Source organism: Collinsella sp. LCP19S3_B11 (genome assembly GCF_052121915.1).
In the GTDB taxonomy this organism is placed as follows: Bacteria; Actinomycetota; Coriobacteriia; order Coriobacteriales; family Coriobacteriaceae; genus Collinsella.
Window position 1 is genome coordinate 22,662 of sequence record NZ_JBQKDI010000011.1, and the last position, 18,152, is coordinate 40,813.

Consider the following 18,152-nt stretch of genomic DNA (forward strand, 5'->3'; position numbering starts at 1 on the left):
AATACGTCTGCAGTCCAAACGAAAAGAGCCCCGAGCTCGTATGAACTCGGGGCTCTTGGTGCCGCACATCTATGAGAGGATAAATTCGATGCGTACGGGCGCTATTCCATGAAGCCGCCCTGGGATGGCGGCAACCTCGTCGTTACCCGTCTGATGGGTGTGTTCAAGGCGTCCGTTCCCCTTTTTATCGACGTAACGGGCAAAAAGCTCGTCGAGGAGACCATCCACACGCACCACGGTGCGGCCGACGCCATCGAGGCGCACAACCCCACTGCCGCTCACGATGCGATGTATCTGCACCTTGCCTACAACCGCAACATGATTGTGGAAGGCACACAGACAAAAGGCATTTAAGGCTCGGCAATGATCTTTCTTTGATAAAACGCAAGCGGCGGCCGCCCAAACACGGGACGGCCGCCGCTTGCGTTTTATCAAATGGTGCAATGGGGTCAGGTTCACATGCACCAAGTTGGTGCAAAGCAACCTGTCCCCATGCAACAAGGGGTTGACTAGAGCTCGCAGGCGACCTTGTAGCCATCGCCGATGGCGTCGCGGATGTTGCCGCACTTGTTGGCGTCGCCCAGCACATGGACAGCAACACTGGCTGCAGCCAGGTCGTCGGCCAGTTTGGTATTGGGACGATAGCCCATAGCCAGCACCAGCGTATCGGCACCGGTGATGGTGTGGACCTCGCCGTCCTTCTCGTAGCTGATGGTGCCCTCCGTGATCTCGGTCACCTTGGCCTCGGTCAGCACGCGGACACCCTTGGAGAGCATGCGCGTGATGAGCACCGCGCGACCGGCGCCGCCCTCGTTGGCGGCGAGCGTCTTGGTCATCTCGATAACGGTGACGTCGCGGTTGGCCGGCGAGAGGTCGTTGACCAGCGGGGCCAGGTAATCGGCCGTCTCGCAGCCAACGGTGCCGCCACCCACGATGACGATCTTCTTGCCCGGGAAAGCCTTGCCGCCCAGAAGGTCGTCAGCCGTCATAACCTGCTTAAAGCCCTGCATGAAGGCCGGGGCGATAGGCTCGGCGCCATAAGCCAGGACGACCTCGTAGTCGGCGTAGTCACGCTGAATGTCCTCGGCAGTAAGCTCGGTGCCAAAGACGCACTTTACGCCGGCCTCGGCCAGGCGACGGTACTGATACTTGACCACGCGGGTGAGTTCCTGCTTTGCCGGCGGAACGGCTGCGATGCGCATCTCGCCGCCCGGCTCGTCTTGCTTATCCACGAGCACCACGTTATGACCGCGTTTGGCGGCAATGTAGGCTGCCTCCATGCCCGCGGGACCGGCGCCCACAACCAGTACGTTCTTGGCCTCGGCGGCGGGCTCGTAGCCAGCCTCGTCGCGCTCAACATCGGGGTTGACGGTGCAGGAGATGCGCTTGCCAAACATAATGCCGTTCAGGCAACGCAGGCAACCGATGCAGGGACGGATCTCGTCGGCGTTGCCAGCGGCTGCCTTGTTGCAGAACTCGGCATCGCACAGATTGGCGCGACCCATCATACAGATGTCGGCCGCGCCGTCCTCAATCAGCTCCTCGGCGATCCAGGCCTCGTTAATGCGTCCGACGGTGGCGACGGGAATGTTGACGTGCTTTTTGATCTCGCGCGAGCAGGCGGCATGCGAGGCCTGCTGCGTGCCGGCGGCGGGAATCGCGGAGCCGCGCTTGATGGTGGTACCGCCCGACACGTGAATCATGTCGACGCCGGCCTTCTCCAGGCGACGTGAGACGTAGATCATGTCGTTGAGGGTCAGGCCGCCATCGGTGTACTCATCGCCCGAGATGCGGACGTCGATGATAAAGTCCTTGCCGCAGCGCTCGCGAATCTCGGCGATGACCTCGAGCAGGAAGCGCATGCGGGCGTCGAGCGAGCCGCCGTACTCGTCGGTACGCTTGTTGTAGAGCGGGGTCAAAAAGCCGCCGAGCATGCCGTGGGCATGCGCCGCGTGGACCTCGACGCCATCGACACCGGCCTTCTGCATACGCACGGCAGCGTCACCAAACTGATGCGTGAGCTCGTGGATCTCATCGACCGTGATAGGACGCGGTGCCTCGCGGGCATAGGACGGGCCCACAAAGGACGGAGCGATCAGGCGCGGCGTGCCCGGAATGTTAAAGGCCATGTAGGCGGGGTGGAAGAGCTGCGGCATGATCTTGCAGCCATACTCGTGGACGGCTGCGGCGAGCTTTTCCCAGCCGGGGATAAACGTGTCGTCGTAGCAGCACATGTCACCCGGCAGATAGGTATAGGTGGGCTCGACCGTCACGACCTCGGTGATGATGAGGCCAACGCCGCCCTTGGCACGGGCACGGTAATGATCGACCAAGTCGTCGGTCACATAGCCGTGATCGGCCAAGTTGGTGGACACCGGCGGCATAAAGACGCGGTTCTTAACCTCGGTCGTACCGACCTTGATCGGGCTAAAGAGCATCGGGTAGGCACAGGACTCCATACAGGCTTCCTTTCGTTTAAGCCGCTCGGCGGCAGTTGCTGATGTACCTATCGTATCAGCGACCGCCGCATCTGCAGTCATACATGCCCAAGCGCCGTTCGACTAATGAATACCGCGGCCCAAGTCTTCGGCGATTTTGTCCACGCCCTTAAGTGCGGCACACGTCTTTTTGTTGGAGCAATGCCCCGTGCAAACGCCACCCTGAGCACAGTCGGCGCAGGTGCCCTTGCGGTAGATGCGCACGCATACCGCGACAAACGCAATACCGATAACAGCCAGAACAACAATATCGATAGGTGCCATAGCAAGCCTCCTCTAGTTAACCATCACTTACTTTACCCCATTTTCCACCTGCCAAAAAGGGACAGGTTTATTTTGGTCGGTTTTATCTGCGGAAACGCCACATCTTACTTCTGGATCAAAGCAATCTGTCCCCCATTACGCCAAAAAGCCCGAGTGTCGCTGGGACACCCGGGCTCGTGGAAAGGGGCCAATCCTTATTCGGACTTAAGCGGAAACTGCGGCGGAAGCAGTGTTGGTCTCGTCCTCGTCGGTCCATGCATGCGCGGGGATAGGGCGAAAGATCTGGAAGAGCATCGCAACCAGCAGAACGATGGCCACAATCGTCCAGATACCAAACTGTCCCAACACAAACAGGTTGTAGAACTGGTTGATGAACAGGCCGATCACCCAAGCGAAGGCGCACTCGTAACCGATGGCAATCGCGGTCCACTTGCCGGACTCCATCTGGTTGCGGATAGTACCCATGGCGGCAAAACACGGAGCGCACAGCAGGTTGAACGCGCCAAAGGCAACGCAAGCGCCCATGGTGGGGAACATACCGGCAAACGCAGTCCACAGGCTCGGGTCGGTCTCGGCGGCGTCAGCCACGGACAGCAGCGAGCCGGCGGTGGCGACGACGTTCTCCTTAGCCACAAGGCCCGAGACGGTCAGCGCAGTTGCCTGCCAGGTGCTAAAGCCGAGCGGGGCGAAGATCCAAGCGACCAGGTTGCCGAGCATGGCAAGCACGGAGTAGTCCATAAACTCCTCGGGGATGCCGTCCATCGCAGGCAGGAAGCCAAAGGAACCGTTGTAGCTTCCAAAGTTGGAGAGGAACCAAACGACGACGGTGGACGCGAAGATGACCGTGCCGGCCTTCTTGATAAAGGCCCAGCAGCGCTCCCACACGTGCAGCGCCCAAGAGCGGATCGCCGGGAAGTGGTAGGCGGGAAGCTCCATAACGAACGGCGTCGGGCGGCCGGCGAAGAGCTTGGTCTTCTTGAGCATAAGGCCCGAGGCGATGACGGCGAAGACGCCCAGGAAGTAGAAGAGCGGGCTGATCCACGCCGCGGTGGTGGAAGAATCACCGATGATGGAACCCATGAGCAGGGCGATGATCGGCAGCTTGGCGCCACAGGGAATAAACGTGGTGGTCATGACCGTCATGCGGCGGTCCTTCTCGTTCTCGATGGTCTTGGTGGCCATGACGCCGGGGACGCCGCAGCCCGAGGACACGAGCATGGGGATAAAGGACTTACCGGACAGGCCAAAGCGGCGGAACACGCGGTCCATGATGAAGGCGACGCGGGCCATATAGCCGCAGTCCTCCAGGAAGGACAGCATCACAAAGAGCAGGAACATCTGCGGCACAAAGCCGAAGATAGCGCCCAAACCGCCGACGATGCCGTCGCAGACCAGCGAATCGACCAGGCCACCGTCTTCGGTGCCACCCGCCACAAGGGCATCGTGCACCACGGTGGTGATACCCGGGACATAGGGGCCGTACTGCGCTGGGTCAACCGAGTCGGCATCGTTGCCCGCAGCCTCGACGGCTGCATCGTAGGCGTCGCGGCCCTGACCGAGCACATACCAACCGTCGGTACCGAAGAGCTGGTCGTTGGTGAAGTCGGTCACCGTGCCGCCTAAGGTGGAAACGGCGATGTAGTACACGCAGAACATGATGACCACAAAGATCGGCAGGCCCAGGATACGGTTGGTAACCACACGGTCGATCTTCTCGGAGGTGCTCATCTTGGCCGGAGCCTTGGTGAGGCACTCGTCGATGATGTGCGCGATGACGCCATAGCGCTCACCGGTAATGATGGACTCGGCGTCGTCATCGCAGTCCTGCTCGCACTGGGCGACCAGCTCTTCCACGCGAGCGGCCTTCTCCTTGGTGAGGTTGATGAGCTTGCAGGCGTCCGCATCACGCTCAAACAGCTTGACGGCATAATAGCGACGCTTGTTAGCGGGAACGCTCGCCGGAAGGTTGTTCTCGATGTGGTCCAGAACGTCCTCGATGGAGGAATCGAACTTGTGCTCCGGCACCTGGCCCTTGGAAGCAGCGGACTTCTTAACCTGCTCGAACAGCTCCTTAATACCCTTGTTCTTAAGGGCCGAGATCATCATGACCGGGCAGCCGAGCTTCTTGGAGAGCTTGTCCGTGTCGATCTTGTCGCCGTTCTTCTCGACCAAGTCGGCCATGTTGAGGGCGACGACCACGGGCAGGCCGGTCTCGATAACCTGAAGCGCCAGGTACAGGTTGCGCTCGAGGTTGGTGGCGTCGACCACCTGGACGATCACATCGGGCTCGCCGCTCATGAGGTAATCGCGCGAGCATTGCTCCTCGGGGCTGTAGGGGGAAAGCGAGTAGATGCCGGGGAGGTCCGTGATGGTAACGTTCTTGTCGCTTAGGAGCTTGGCCTCCTTTTTCTCAACCGTGACGCCGGGCCAGTTGCCAACGTAGCCGTTGGCGCCGGTGATCAGGTTGAAAAGCGTGGTCTTGCCGCAGTTGGGGTTACCCGCCAGCGCGACATGGATCTGAGAATCCGCCATTCAATCCTTCTTCCTTGTGCGCCCGCGCTGCTTTCTCCGCGCGGGCTGGATGATGTGCTTCAAAATTGCTGCATTAAGTTAGAAAAATCTAACTTAATCTGCAGAAATATACGCCGTGGGCCCTTACTGGACCTCGACGACGGCCGCCTCCTCCTTGCGGATGGAAAGCTCGTAGCCGCGCACGTTGAGCTCGACCGGATCACCGAGCGGTGCAACCTTCACGACCTTGAACGAAGTACCCTTGATGAGCCCCAGGTCCATAAGGTGGCGGCGAAGTGCGCCCTCACCGTGAAGCTTGACGATGGTAGAGCTCTCGCCCACCTTAACGTCACCCAACGTCTTCATCCTCTTATCCCCCTTTCGGTTTTTATGAAATGCTGCAGATTAACCGACGGTCATGATGTGCATGGCAACCTTGGAATCGATGCCAAAGCGTGAGCCCAGCACTGTGACGATGATATTGGCGCCACTCGAGCTCACCACGTGGATCTCGCTGCCCTCGACAAAGCCGAGGTCCTTGAGACGGTGCTTTATGTCCTCATTGCCCTTTACACGAGACACGTGCACGGTTTCGCCCGCTTTTACCATAGAAAGCGGCATGGCCGGCATCTGCGGTCCGCAAGACATGAGTGAGCTCCTAACATCGGTTCGTCCTCAACATCGACGCGATAAAAGTTAACCGCGTCTATGTTCGAACTAGTAAACTAACACGTGGTTAACTTTTTGGAAAGGATCTCTATTCAGTTTTCGAAAAAGTTTCCCATATTAAACAAAGGCTCCGCAAAGACGGTCTCTTTGCGGTGCCTTGTCATACCAATGTATGCAACAGAGGGGACTCTCCCCTTTTTACATTGTTCCGCTTAGAGTGAGAGATTTCTGATCGATGTGACGCAGGAGGCCTCATCCACGCCCGAAACACGAAAGACGACGCTCTCACCGCACTCACCATAGAGGGCCATGAGTCCCATGATATCGCGGCCATCCGTGTGGCGATCGCCGATGCTGACCGACACGTCACTACGATGCTTGGCGATAATGCCATAGAGAAGCGCAACCGGGCGGGCATGTAGTCCCAACGGATCTTTAATCGTCTTTGTAAACTCGACCATGTCCCCTCCCGCAGCATCGCACATTTGGCCGGCCAAACCCAGCCACGTGGTAGTTATTGTAGCGTTAGATGCTTGTCGAGAGCGGGACGGAAACCACATCCCACTTCGAGTGTCAACGATGGGACACAGTTTCCGCCAGAAGGCTCAACCGGAAACTGTGCCCCATTATTTTGCCGAATTCTGGGCCGCGCTTTCCCAGAGGGCCCCCTTTGGGAAAGCGCGGCCCATTCTGGACGCAGATTCCGGGACGCACTTTCCGCGACGTCCGGTCACCCTATGCCCTCGCAACGCCCGCGCATAAAAAACGAGGGAAGGCACGAGTCCTTCCCTCGTTAGAGACAATATGTAGCCGCTCGCCTACATCAAGCGCAGGCTGACGTCCTTGAGCTGGGCGCCGGAAACGGCACTCGGGGCGCCCGACATAAGGTCGGAGCCGCTGGCCGTCTTGGGGAACGCCATGACGTCGCGGATGGAATCGGAGCCAGTAAGCAGCATGCACACGCGGTCCAGGCCCAGGGCAAAACCGCCCATCGGGGGCGCACCAAACTTGAGCGCCTCCATGAGGAAGCCAAACTGCGACTCGGCGCGCTCCTCGGTAAAGCCCAGGAGCTTGAGCATGGACATCTGCATCTCGGCGTTATGGATGCGCATGCCACCGCCGCCGGCCTCAAAACCGTCCATGACAAAGTCGTAGGTGCAGGAACCGGCAGCCAACGGGTCGGCCTCGATCTTGGCGATGTCGGTCTCGGTCGGCAGAGTGAACGGCTGGTGCTCGGCTGCATAGGCCTTGCGGTCCTCATCCCAGTGGAACAGCGGGAAGTTGACGACCCACAGGAAGTCGTGCCCCTCGCGTTTGATCTCGAGTGCGTTGGCCATGTGAGAGCGCATGCCGCCCAGGATCTCGTCAGAGAGCAGGCGCGGGCCGGCGGCGAACATCACGAGGTCGCCAGGCTCGACGTTCATGCGCCCGCGCAGAGCCGCCATCTCCTCGTCCGAGAAGAACTTGACGATGGGGCTGTTGATGGAGCCGTCCTCGCGGAAAGCGATCCAGGCCAGACCCTTGGCGCCAAACGTGGAGGCCACGCCGGCGAGCTTATCGATCTTGGCACGTGCCCAGGCACCGGCGCCCTTGGCGTTGATGGCCTTGACGACAGAGCCCTCCTCGTTTGCGGCAGTTGCAAAGACCTTGAACTTGGAGTTGGCAAAGATGTCGGTCAGATCGACCAGATGCATGCCATAGCGGGTATCGGGCTTGTCGGAGCCATAGGTGTCCATGGCCTCCCAGTAGTCCATGCGACGCAGCGGCATGGGCATCTCGACACCCATGCGACCGAAGGCGTCGGCCAGGACCTCTTCGAGTGCGCTCATGACGTCGTTCTGGTCCACGAAGGACATCTCGATATCGACCTGGGTGAACTCGGGCTGACGGTCGGCACGCAAGTCCTCGTCGCGGAAGCACTTGGCAACCTGGTAGTAGCGCTCGACGCCACCGACCATGAGCAACTGCTTTAGGAGCTGCGGGGACTGCGGCAGGGCGTAGAAGTTACCCGGCTGAATACGGCTGGGAACGATGAAGTCGCGGGCGCCCTCGGGCGTAGACTTGAACAGGGAGGGCGTCTCGACCTCCATGAACTCACGGTTGTGAAGCGCCTCGCGAATGGCAAAGGTGAAGTCGGAGCGCAGCTTGAGGTTGGCCATCATCTCGGGACGACGGAGGTCCAGATAGCGATAGCGCAGACGGGTGTCCTCGCTGGTCTCGATGCCGTCCTCGATCTGGAACGGCGGGGTGACGGAGGTGTTGAGCACCTCGGCGTGGTCGGTCAGGACCTCGATCTCGCCGGTCGCGAGCTTGGCGTTGGTGGTTTCCTCGCCACGGGCGCGCACGACGCCGTGAATCTTGATGGGCCACTCGGGACGCATGGTCTCGGCGATCTTAAAGGCATCGCCGTCGGAGTGCTCGGGGTCGAAGGTAAGCTGCGTGATGCCCTCGCGGTCGCGAAGGTCGCAGAAGATAAGGCCGCCGTGGTCACGGCGACGGCTCACCCAACCGGTGAGGGTGACCTCTTCGCCCACGTTCTCGCGGCGAAGCTCGCCGCAGGTATGGGTGTGCATGGAATGCTCGTCGATGGGACGGGTCTGGCTCATACCAGTGATCCTCCTTTATGGATCTGTGCCGCCCCGTGTCGTTCCGGGCGGCGTCGTACAGATTTGCCCAGCCTGCGTAAACCGCGCAGCCGGACATGGCGTTCTATCTTATCGCACCCGCGCCGATGTACCGCGAAAAAGTGGCTCCCGCTCAAAGACTTGACGGAGACGAAACAATTGGCGCACCGCACTGCCCGCCCGCGCTTGTCACGTGCGACAATGTGCCTACAATACAACCGCACTCGGAAAGGCCCACCATGACTGCACGCCTCATCGTTATGGATATCGATTCCACGCTCATCAACCAGGAGGTCATCGACCTGTTGGGCGAGGAAGCAGGCGTGGGCGGGCAAGTTGCGCGGATCACCGAACGCGCCATGCGCGGCGAGCTCGACTTTAAGCAGGCGCTCGAGGAGCGCGTGGGGCTGCTTGCCGGCCTGGACGAGAGCGTTTTCGAGCGCACCTTTGAGCGCGTGACGTTTACCCCCGGCGCACTGGAGCTTGTGCGCTCGGCGCACAGCAAAGGCTGGAAGGTCGGCGTGGTAAGCGGCGGCTTCCACGAGGTCGCCGACAAGATCGTGGCCGCTGCGGGCATCGATTTTTGCCTGGCCAACCGGCTGGAGGTCGTAGACGGCAAGCTCACGGGCAAGCTGGCGGCAGACATTGTGACCAAGGAATCCAAGCTCATCCAGCTACTGGATTGGGCGGTTGAGTGCGGTGTCGATATGGCCCATACCGTGGCGATCGGCGACGGCGCCAACGACATCCCCATGATTCAGGCCGCGGGCACGGGCATCGCATTTTGCGCCAAGCCCAAGACGCGCGAGGCCGCTCCGTTTGCCATCGACGAGCGCAACCTGATGCTCGCCATGGACATCATCCTGCGTGACTAGCCGATCCATCTAACAACAGAATCAAATCCCCTATATCTAGTTTCCGAACAATTTTGTCTTAGTGTTCGGAAACATACCCTTTGAGTGCTAGACTTTGCGCCGTCGAAGGGAAGATATATGGATAAGCGAGATCTAGAGCAGCTGCTGAGCGATGTTGCCGACGGAGCAGTCACCCCGGCAGTCGCCCTTACGCGCATCCAAACGGCGCCAACCGCCGATCTGGGTTTTGCGCAGCTCGATCTTTCGCGCGGGGTGCGCCAGGGAGCCGGCGAGGTTGTCTACGGCGCCGGTAAAACCGCCGAGCAGATTGCCACCATTATCAAAGCGCTGCGCGATGCCGGTCAGGAGCGCACCCTGGTTACGCGCCTGGATGCCGAAAAAGCAGCCCGCACCTCGGAGCTTCTCGACAACGGGATCGACCTGGGATATGTCCCGAACGCCCAGCTCGCCCTCGTAGGCGGTAAGCCCTCCCCTACCGGTAACGGACGCATCGTTGTCGCCTGCGCCGGTACGAGCGACTTGCCCGTCGCCGAAGAAGCCGCGTTGACGGCCGAGTTCTACGGCAACGAGGTCGACCGCCTCTACGACGTAGGTGTCGCCGGCCTGCACCGTCTGCTCGCGCATGCCGAGGAACTTGCCCAGGCACAGGTGGTCATCGCCATCGCCGGCATGGAGGGCGCGCTGGCGAGCGTTATCGGCGGTCTGGTAAGCTGTCCGGTCATCGCCGTTCCCACCAGCGTGGGCTACGGCGCGAGCTTTGGTGGCGTAGCCGCGCTGCTCGCCATGCTCAACTCCTGCGCCAGCGGCGTTTCGGTCGTCAATATCGACAATGGCTTTGGTGCTGCCTACCAGGCAAGTCTTATCAATCATCTGAGCGCCGGAACACCCTGCGCCCGTTAAGGAGCATTCCATGTCCAACCATCAGCATACGCTTATCATCGACGGCACCTCGGGCATCAGCGGCGATATGACCGTCGCGGCCCTGCTCGATCTGGGCGCCAGCGAGGAGCACCTGCGCGAACAGCTCGCCACGCTGCCGGTCGACGGCTTCACGATCGCCGTCACGCGTGCAAACAAGCATGGCATCGACGCCTGCGACTTTGACGTTCAGTTGGCAGAGGAGCTCGAGAACCATGATCACGATATGGCCTGGCTCTTTGGCAACGAAACAGCTGCCGAGCACACGCACGAGCATGAGCACCACCATCATGACCATGGCGGACATGAACACGAACACTGCCACGAGCATACGCACGAGCATGACCACGAGGCTCACGACCATGGCCACGAGGACCATCACCACGCCCACCACCATCACCACCGCTCTTTGGCGGACGTCACCGCCATCATCGACGGCTCACAGCTAAGCGATGGCGCCAAGCGTCGTGCCCTCGCCATCTTTACCGCGCTCGCTGCTGCCGAGGCCAAAGCTCACGGCAAAACGCCCGACACCGTCATGTTCCACGAGGTGGGCGCCATCGACTCCATCGTCGACGTCTGCTCGGTCGCCATCTGCCTCGACGACCTGGGCATTGAGGATGTTGTGGTCGAGTCGCTCTCCGAGGGTCACGGCACCATCCGCTGCGCCCACGGCCTCATGCCCATTCCCGTCCCCGCTGTCGTCAACCTGTGCCAGGCAGGCAATATCGCCCTCACGCCTGCACCGGTCGCCGGCGAGCTCGTGACGCCAACGGGCGCCGCCATCGTCACCGCGCTGCGCACGTCCGACCAACTGCCCTCACGCTACCACATCGAAGCCGTCGGCTACGGCGCCGGCAAACGCCCCTACGAGGGTTGCTCCGGCACGCTCCGCTGTCTGCTCGTTCACGCGGACGCATAGCCATGGATGCCCGCAAGGCAAAAAGCCGCGCTGCCATCGTTGCGGCGTTCTCCGAGCTCCTGCGCGAAGAGGACTACGGCAAGATTGCCGTTGGCGACATCATCGCTCGCGCCCATGTGGGTCGGGCAACGTTCTACGGCCTCTTCAAGAGCAAAGATGACCTGCTCGCTGAGTTCGTGTGCGATATCTGCACCCATGCCCTCGACGATGACGGTACACCCCTCAATGACCCGCTCGTACAGGTCGAGCATATCCTCAACAACCTCTGGGATCGTCGTCAGGGCGTACGCGCCCTCGTAGCCGGCGCCGGCTCGCGCGTCTTCGCCGACTGTCTCCGCAAGACCATCATGTCGCGCGCAGCCGAAACCGTCCCTGTCGACCCCGCAGGCCCCGCCAGCACCATGGATCGCAACTTCCTCCTCCACCACATAGCCTCAAGCTTCGTAGCCACCGTCCAATGGTGGGCCTGGCACAACTTCCAAGCCGACAAGGCCGACGTAGCCAAAGACTACCTCTCAGCCATAAAACCCCTCTTCACCTAAGTAAGAGGCTCATCCCAGAGCATCGCCCCAACCCAAGGCGCCCGCGCATCCCAACGTGTCACTCGCACTTCAACGCCCCCAACAGCAACAAGCCCCTCCCATCCAAATTCAGATATATATGTTGGGTTGCTTGTACGAACGCAACAAAGACCCCGCAGCTGGCCGCATGGGGTAACTTCCCAGCGCATTCCGCAGGACGAAAGAACCCCCGCCGCACGAAGTGCGCAGCGGGGGTTCTTTCATGTCCGAGGACGCGCTGGGAAGTTACCCCATGCGGCCAGCGGACAACTATGTGGCCTTGGACTAGAACATGCCCAAGAAACCGTGCACAAACAGCGCGGCCAGAGCGGCACCGATAAACGGAGCGATGCCAGGAACGAGCAGGCCGTACTTCCAGTTGTTGTCAGCCTTGTTCTTGATCGGCAGTACCTGATAGGCCATGCGAGGACCAAGGTCGCGTGCCTGGTTCATGGCGAAGCCGGTGATGCCACCCATGCCCATGCCAACGGCCCAAACGATCAGGCCGACGCAGATAGCGAGCATCAGAACGTTCTCGCCGGCGCGGCTAGCGGCAGCAAGGATGGCGCTGATGAACACAAAGGTGCAGATAGCCTCACAGAAGAAGTTGCGGGCATAGTTCGTGCCCTCGGTGGTGGGGTTGGTCGAGAAGATGTTGCGCTGGGCAATGGGGTCGACGACGCCCTCGGAAGCCTTGAACTCGTCGGTATACATAAACCAAGCGATCACGGCGCCCACAAAGCCGCCGAGCATATCGGCAATCATGAAGGGGATGCAGCTGCTCCACGGCACCAGACCGACGATGCACTGGGCAAGCACCATAGCCGGGTTCATGCACACGGCGCCGCCAAAGACAAACAGGCAGACCGAGATGCCAAAAGACCAGGTGGTGATGGCAAACATGTGGCCGGAGCCCTGATACTTGGTGCCCTTAAGCACGGTATCGCAGTGTACGCCCACGCCAAAGATGATCATGAGGGCCGTTGCACCGAATTCGCTGAGAAGTTTGGTAAGCATAAAACCTTATCTTTCTTGTCGGTAACAAACGATTCGTTTAGGCCGCGCGCTAGTGCTGAGCGACGACAACGCCCAGGCCATCGGGAATGACGGCTACCTTGGCATCGGCACCCTTCATTTCAAAGGCGAGCTTGAGCGCCTCCTCGAGGGTGTTGACCGGCGTCATATGCATATCCTTGAGCATCTGGTGATCGCACAGGTCGGTGACCATGATCACAGGGTGATGCGCCAGGATGCGGGCAAAGATCTGGCTCGTCCACTGGTCGGGCAGGGTCTCGTCCTTAGGACGGTCGATGCAGGCGCGCTCAAACTCTGCCGGATCGTTGTCAGCGATGTTGTGATAGAAGCCCTCGCCACCGTGACCATCGGCGCAACCGGCGACATCGATGATCACGCCGCCCTCGGGAAGTGTGGCCTCGGCAGCGCACATGCCCTTCACGGCCTGATAGACGTTCTGATCGAGCGGATAGCCACCGTTGGTGGTGATGGCAATCTCGCACTCGACGGGCTCAACGCCGGCAAGGCTCTTCACAAACTCGCAGCCGGCCTCGTGCGCCTTGTGAATGTCGCCGGCAAAGGAGCCGATGACCTCGTGCTTGCCGTTGAGCACCACGTTGAGCACAAAGGCAAGGTGAGCCATCTCGGCAGCGGCAAACATGTCCTCGCTCACGTGGTTGTGGCACAGGTTGCCGGCGCGCGAATGGGAATCGTTCACAAACTGGCCGTTGTGGTTGTACATGATGGTCTTGTAGCTAGCGATGCCGGGCAGCACGGACTTGCGGCTGCCAGAAAAACCGGCAAAGAAGTGCGGTTCAATGAAGCCCTCGGCAAGCAGTAGATCGCAATCGGCGGCAATCTTGTTGATGATGCACTCGCCACCAGAAGGCAGGGTGCCAATCTTTTCCATCATGCTGTCGTCGGTCGCAACGTGCATGACAATTTCCTCGTTGGCAACGATCTCCTCGCCATACTTGTTGACGAGTTCCTCGTGTGTCGATGGACGATGCATACCCGTAGCAACCAGAATGCGAACGCGCGCCTCAGGCGCAGCGGAGTGGATGTGATGCAGCAGAATAGGCATCGTCACACGCGAGGGAACGGGGCGCGTATGGTCGGAGCTAATGATGACAATATCCTTCTTGCCAGCGCAAAGCTCCTCGAGCGAAGGCGATCCATAAGGGTTGGCAAGCGACTCCTCTACCAGCTCTTCCTGCGATTTTGCAGTCTTAAACTCGTTTTGGTGACCTTCCATCACACCCGCGAAGTTCTTATCCTCGAGCTCCAGATGCAATGTCTTGTGGTCAAACGGCAGTTCACATTCAAACAATGACGAGCGCCCTCTTCCTTTCAACTGACACACTAGATAAACCGTTGGAAGGATACGCCGCTCACCGAAAAACACCACCGTCCACCGAGTCGTTAACACAACGTTCATATTTGACCCACAACAAAACGGCCGCGATCCCAAGAGGGACCGCGGCCTCCTGTCAAAGAAGCTATAGGCAGGGTGGCTTACGCAGCGCCGAGGCAAACATCAATCCTGTGGCATGCGCGTGTAAGCTATCTTGCATAAAAAGGTCAATATACTGCATAGAATGACGCATTGGGTTTCGAACCGCAACATGGTAGCCCCCTCCGGAGCGTGCATTTTTGCGAGTATTCAGCATCGCAAGATAAGATTTTGGTGTCAAAAGTCTTTCAAAAGGTAGATCGTCCTCATGACTCGTCCCATCTGGATAACATGCGGCGAGAAACCAGCCATATATGAGCATCGCCAAGGCCCAATTGTCTTGCAAAATCATCAACAAAGGCAGCGAGGGCCGGCTATGACCTTATGCATCGATCTTTGGCTGCTGAAAACTCCGTTTTTTGCACGTCGCCCCAGGCACCACCCTCACCCAGCGGCCTTCCGCCGAAGCTGGACATCGCAAGGCCCGCCATCAGTTTACTTTTAGGCACACTCCGCAGGACGCAAGAAGTCCTCGCCGCACTCCACGCTATGCGCGAAGCGCGCCATTCTTCTCCTCAGCTTTAATTCCAGAAGACCGAGGACGAAGGGGGCCGACGGGTTTCCCTCTGAATGCATTCCGCAGCACGAAGCCCTTTCCAAACGCGCGAAGCGCGCCATTATTCCCCCAGCAGTAATCCGCCGAAGACCGGACATCGCAGGGCCCGCCATCAGTTTACTTTTAGGCACACTCCGCAGGACGCAAGAAGCCCTCGCCGCACGAAGTGCGCAGCGAGGGCTTCTTGCATGTCCGAGGACGTGCCTAAAAGTAAACTGATGGAGGGCCCGGACGACTGCAGGGCTATCGATTACCCCGTGTTCTGCAGACCTGCCGAGACGCCGGTCACAGTCGAAAGAATCAGGCTCATGTACTCTGCCTTCTTCTCCTCGGCCATCTCATCCTGGTTCATACGCACCTCGCGAAGGGCGCGGACCTGGGCGATGGACAGGGCGTCGACGTAGGGGTTACGCACGCGAACGGCACAGCCGAGCACGCGACGACGCTGCAGCGGCCACTCGTCACCGACGATGGCAAGGACCCACTTACGGGTGAGCTGCATCTCGGTAAAGACCTTCTTGGACAGATCATCGCGGTCGCCCAGATGCAGATACATCTTGGCAATGCGCTGATCGGTCTTAGCAATCGACATCTCGATGTTATCGATAAAGGTGCGGAAGAACGGCCACTCCTGGTAGGCAGCCTTGAGCTGGTCAAGATCGCCCAGCTGCTCGCAGGCGGTGCCCAGGCCGTACCAAGCGGCCAGGTTAATGCGTGCCTGGCTCCAGCTGAAAATCCACGGAATGGTACGCAGGTCGTCGAGCGACTTGGCACCCAAGCCGCGCTTGGCGGGACGCGAGCCGATCGGCAGCAGACCGACCTCGGTCAGCGGCGTCACAGTCGAGAACCACGGTGTAAAGTCCTCGGTGTTCAGCAGGTCCAGATAGCGCTCGTGGCTTGCGGCGTTGAGTTTCTCGGCCATATCCCAGAACTTCTGCGTGGTCTCGGTGTTGGTCTTCTCGACGCTCGGGGCCGACTGCAAAAGCGTTGCGGCGGCAACGGACTCAACATGGCGCTGAGCCAGCGTGCGGTTGCCGTAACGGGCAAAGATGACCTCACCCTGCTCGGTGAGCTTAAAGAAGCAGTTGACCGAACCCTTGGGCTGCGCCAGTACGGCCTTGTTGGCCGGGCCGCCACCACGGCCCACGGCGCCGCCGCGACCGTGCATGAGCACCAGGTCGATATCGTTCTTCTCGGCCCACTTGGCGATGCGCTCCTGCGCGGAGTGCAGCGCAAGCATGGCCGTGGTAGGACCGGCATCCTTGGAGGAGTCGGAGTAGCCCAGCATAACCTCCATGCGGCGGTTGGTCTGGGCAAGGCGCTTCTGCACCACGGGCAGCGTAAGCATCTGGTCGAGCACGTCAACACAGCCCTCGAGGTCCTCGAGCTGCTCGAACAGCGGGATCACGTCGAGCTCGGGAACGTCCTCCTCGTGTGCGAAGGACAGGTGGGCCAGCTCAAAGACGTCGGCCACATGCTGGGCACTCTTGGTAAACGAGATGATGTAGCGGTGTGCCATCTTCTTACCGTAGCGCTTTTGGATGGAGCCGATAGCGCGGAAGGTGTCGATGACCTCGCGCGTCATGGGCTGCAGGTCGCCATGGATACCGTTTTCGTGGATATCCTTGAGGGCGCGGGCATGCACCACGGAGTGCTGACGGAACTCCATCTCGACCATATGGAAGCCGAAGGACTCGACCTGCCAGATGATGGTCTGCACCGGGCCGTAGGCGGCACGGACGGCACCGCAGGCGGCCAGCGAACGCTGGACGACGCGCAGGTCATCTAGGAACTCGTCGGCGCTGTGATACATGGTGTCGGTGATACGGCGTACGGTGGCGTTCAGACGGTCGGCCATGACGAGCATGACGGCGCGATGCGGCTCGTGCTCGGAGATAAGCTCGGCGCGGGCCGTGTACCGGGCACTCATCTCGACCTGATGGTTCCACAGGTTGATGAGCTCGGCAGACGGCTTGCTGTAGGTGGCCTCGAGCGTGAGGTTGCGGCCGATGCGGCGGCACTTGTCCTCGAGCTTGAGCACCATGTGGGTGAAGTACTTGGCGGCGACCTCACGGCTCACCTTGGCGGTGACGTTGGGGTTACCGTCGCGGTCGGAACCGATCCAGCTGCCGGGATGGAAGAACGCCGGGCACAGCGGCGGCACGGTACCGGCCTTGTCACCCAGCACCCAGTCGTCAAAGCGACGATAGATGACGGGGATGACATCGAACAGCGTGTTATCGAAGATGTCGATGATGGTATCGGCTTCCTCGACCGGCGTGGGCTTCTTGAGCGCGATGGGGCTCGTACGCACCAGGGCGTCGATCTCCTGCAGCATATGGCGCTCGTTCTCCACCAGGTCGGAGCCGCCCAGACGCGGACGCTCCTCCAGCAGGTTAGAGATACGGCGAATCTTGCCCTCGACGGCCTTGCGACGGGCCTCGGTGGGATGCGCGGTAAAGACGGGATGGAACTCAAGCTTGCCGAGCAGCTCGTTGGCGCCCTCGACACCCATCTCATCCACCAGCTGGTGATAGGCGACGGTGAGTTCGTTGGCGGGATCGACCTCGGTATCGGTCGATGCGCCGGCCTCACGCTCGCGCAGCTGCTTCACACGGTAGTTCTCCTCCGACAGGTTTGCCAGATGGAAGAAGCTCGTAAAGGCGCGGACGATAACCTGCTGCTTATCGAGCGGTAGGCTGTCGATCAAATCGACGACCTCGCGAAACGCCACAGCAGTGGGCTCGTCGGCGGTGGGCACGCCCTGCTCGTCGACGGCCTCGTCGGCGGCACGGCTACCGGGGTTGCCGGCATTGGCCACGATCTCGGCCGACAGAATCTTGTCGAACAGGTCCGCGATCTCGGGATCATACTCGCTAAGCACACGGCGCTCCAGGCGCAGGAACAGCGCAAGGTTGTCGCGCAGCTCCTCGGGAATCTCAATCTCGGCGAGACGCTCCCTGGACTCGGCATTCGAGCCGATTCGGTTAACGAGGCGGTTGACCACGGCAGCGACGCGCGCCGCGGCTTCGGGTACAGACTGGTTGCTTAGGTTCTCAGCCACGTTTCCTCCCATTCCTCCTTCTGTGCACGTAACATGCGGTATTCATTATAGGCACTTGAGAAATACTTTCGACACTGATTGCGCTTTACCACACAAAAGTATTTTCTGCATTGCAAGGCTTTTTGCCCCAAATGGTCGTATTTCTCGGTGGGCGGCATATGCAA

The 18,152-nt window shown here is 60.1% G+C and carries 15 protein-coding genes; 5 read left to right on the plus strand and 10 right to left on the minus strand.

Translation table 11 applies throughout. The features are described from left to right. Positions 1-108: 108 nt before the first annotated feature. Positions 109-354: a hypothetical protein gene (locus tag ACTQV4_RS06935; RefSeq protein WP_441569542.1), complete on the plus strand. Its 246-nt coding sequence runs from the start codon at positions 109-111 to the stop codon at positions 352-354. Positions 355-509: 155 nt separating this feature from the next. Here the strand turns inward: ACTQV4_RS06935 and ACTQV4_RS06940 are convergent, their stop codons facing one another. From ACTQV4_RS06940 to aspS, 7 genes are all read right to left on the minus strand, one after another. Beyond that, on the minus strand, positions 510-2,459 hold the full coding sequence (locus ACTQV4_RS06940) for an FAD-dependent oxidoreductase (protein ID WP_441569543.1): 1,950 nt from the start codon (positions 2,457-2,459) through the stop codon (positions 510-512). Between the two features lie 102 nt (positions 2,460-2,561). Further along, a complete protein-coding gene (locus ACTQV4_RS06945) occupies positions 2,562-2,762 on the minus strand; it encodes a hypothetical protein (protein ID WP_117634210.1) in 201 nt (66 codons plus the stop codon). 204 nt (positions 2,763-2,966) lie between these two features. Beyond that, positions 2,967-5,294 carry a ferrous iron transporter B gene (gene feoB / locus ACTQV4_RS06950; RefSeq protein ID WP_441569544.1) on the minus strand — a complete coding sequence of 776 codons (2,328 nt, stop codon included), beginning with the start codon at positions 5,292-5,294 and terminating at the stop codon, positions 2,967-2,969. A gap of 123 nt (positions 5,295-5,417) precedes the next feature. Beyond that, a complete protein-coding gene (locus ACTQV4_RS06955; RefSeq protein ID WP_427728624.1) occupies positions 5,418-5,639 on the minus strand; it encodes a FeoA family protein in 222 nt (73 codons plus the stop codon). Positions 5,640-5,678: 39 nt separating this feature from the next. Next, positions 5,679-5,921, minus strand: coding sequence for a FeoA family protein (locus tag ACTQV4_RS06960; RefSeq protein ID WP_427747574.1), 243 nt, complete (start codon positions 5,919-5,921; stop codon positions 5,679-5,681). Between the two features lie 233 nt (positions 5,922-6,154). Beyond that, positions 6,155-6,403: an HPr family phosphocarrier protein gene (locus tag ACTQV4_RS06965; RefSeq protein ID WP_441569545.1), complete on the minus strand. Its 249-nt coding sequence runs from the start codon at positions 6,401-6,403 to the stop codon at positions 6,155-6,157. A gap of 357 nt (positions 6,404-6,760) precedes the next feature. Then, positions 6,761-8,548: an aspartate--tRNA ligase gene (gene aspS / locus ACTQV4_RS06970; RefSeq protein WP_441569546.1), complete on the minus strand. Its 1,788-nt coding sequence runs from the start codon at positions 8,546-8,548 to the stop codon at positions 6,761-6,763. A 257-nt stretch (positions 8,549-8,805) separates the two neighbouring features. Here aspS and serB point away from each other — a divergent pair, with 257 nt between their 5' ends. The 4 genes from serB (at position 8,806) to ACTQV4_RS06990 (ending at position 11,823) form a co-directional block, all read left to right on the plus strand. Continuing rightward, positions 8,806-9,441, plus strand: a complete 636-nt coding sequence (gene serB / locus ACTQV4_RS06975; protein WP_427747576.1) for a phosphoserine phosphatase SerB — start codon at positions 8,806-8,808, stop codon at positions 9,439-9,441. Positions 9,442-9,558: 117 nt separating this feature from the next. Beyond that, on the plus strand, positions 9,559-10,341 hold the full coding sequence (larB, locus tag ACTQV4_RS06980; RefSeq protein ID WP_441056475.1) for a nickel pincer cofactor biosynthesis protein LarB: 783 nt from the start codon (positions 9,559-9,561) through the stop codon (positions 10,339-10,341). Between the two features lie 10 nt (positions 10,342-10,351). Beyond that, positions 10,352-11,281 (plus strand): LarC family nickel insertion protein, encoded by a 930-nt coding sequence (locus ACTQV4_RS06985; RefSeq protein ID WP_441541237.1) that lies wholly within the window; start codon positions 10,352-10,354, stop codon positions 11,279-11,281. Positions 11,282-11,283: 2 nt separating this feature from the next. Next, complete coding sequence (locus tag ACTQV4_RS06990; RefSeq protein WP_304211247.1) at positions 11,284-11,823, plus strand: TetR/AcrR family transcriptional regulator; 540 nt, start codon at positions 11,284-11,286, stop codon at positions 11,821-11,823. Between the two features lie 303 nt (positions 11,824-12,126). On the opposite strand, the gene larD is transcribed toward ACTQV4_RS06990, so the two are convergent. The 3 genes from larD to ACTQV4_RS07005 form a co-directional block, all read right to left on the minus strand. Then, positions 12,127-12,858: a D/L-lactic acid transporter LarD gene (gene larD, locus ACTQV4_RS06995; RefSeq protein WP_441541235.1), complete on the minus strand. Its 732-nt coding sequence runs from the start codon at positions 12,856-12,858 to the stop codon at positions 12,127-12,129. A gap of 49 nt (positions 12,859-12,907) precedes the next feature. Continuing rightward, complete coding sequence (gene larA / locus ACTQV4_RS07000; protein WP_427748316.1) at positions 12,908-14,185, minus strand: nickel-dependent lactate racemase; 1,278 nt, start codon at positions 14,183-14,185, stop codon at positions 12,908-12,910. 989 nt (positions 14,186-15,174) lie between these two features. Further along, positions 15,175-17,988, minus strand: a complete 2,814-nt coding sequence (locus ACTQV4_RS07005) for a phosphoenolpyruvate carboxylase (protein ID WP_441569547.1) — start codon at positions 17,986-17,988, stop codon at positions 15,175-15,177. Positions 17,989-18,152 lie beyond the last annotated feature (164 nt).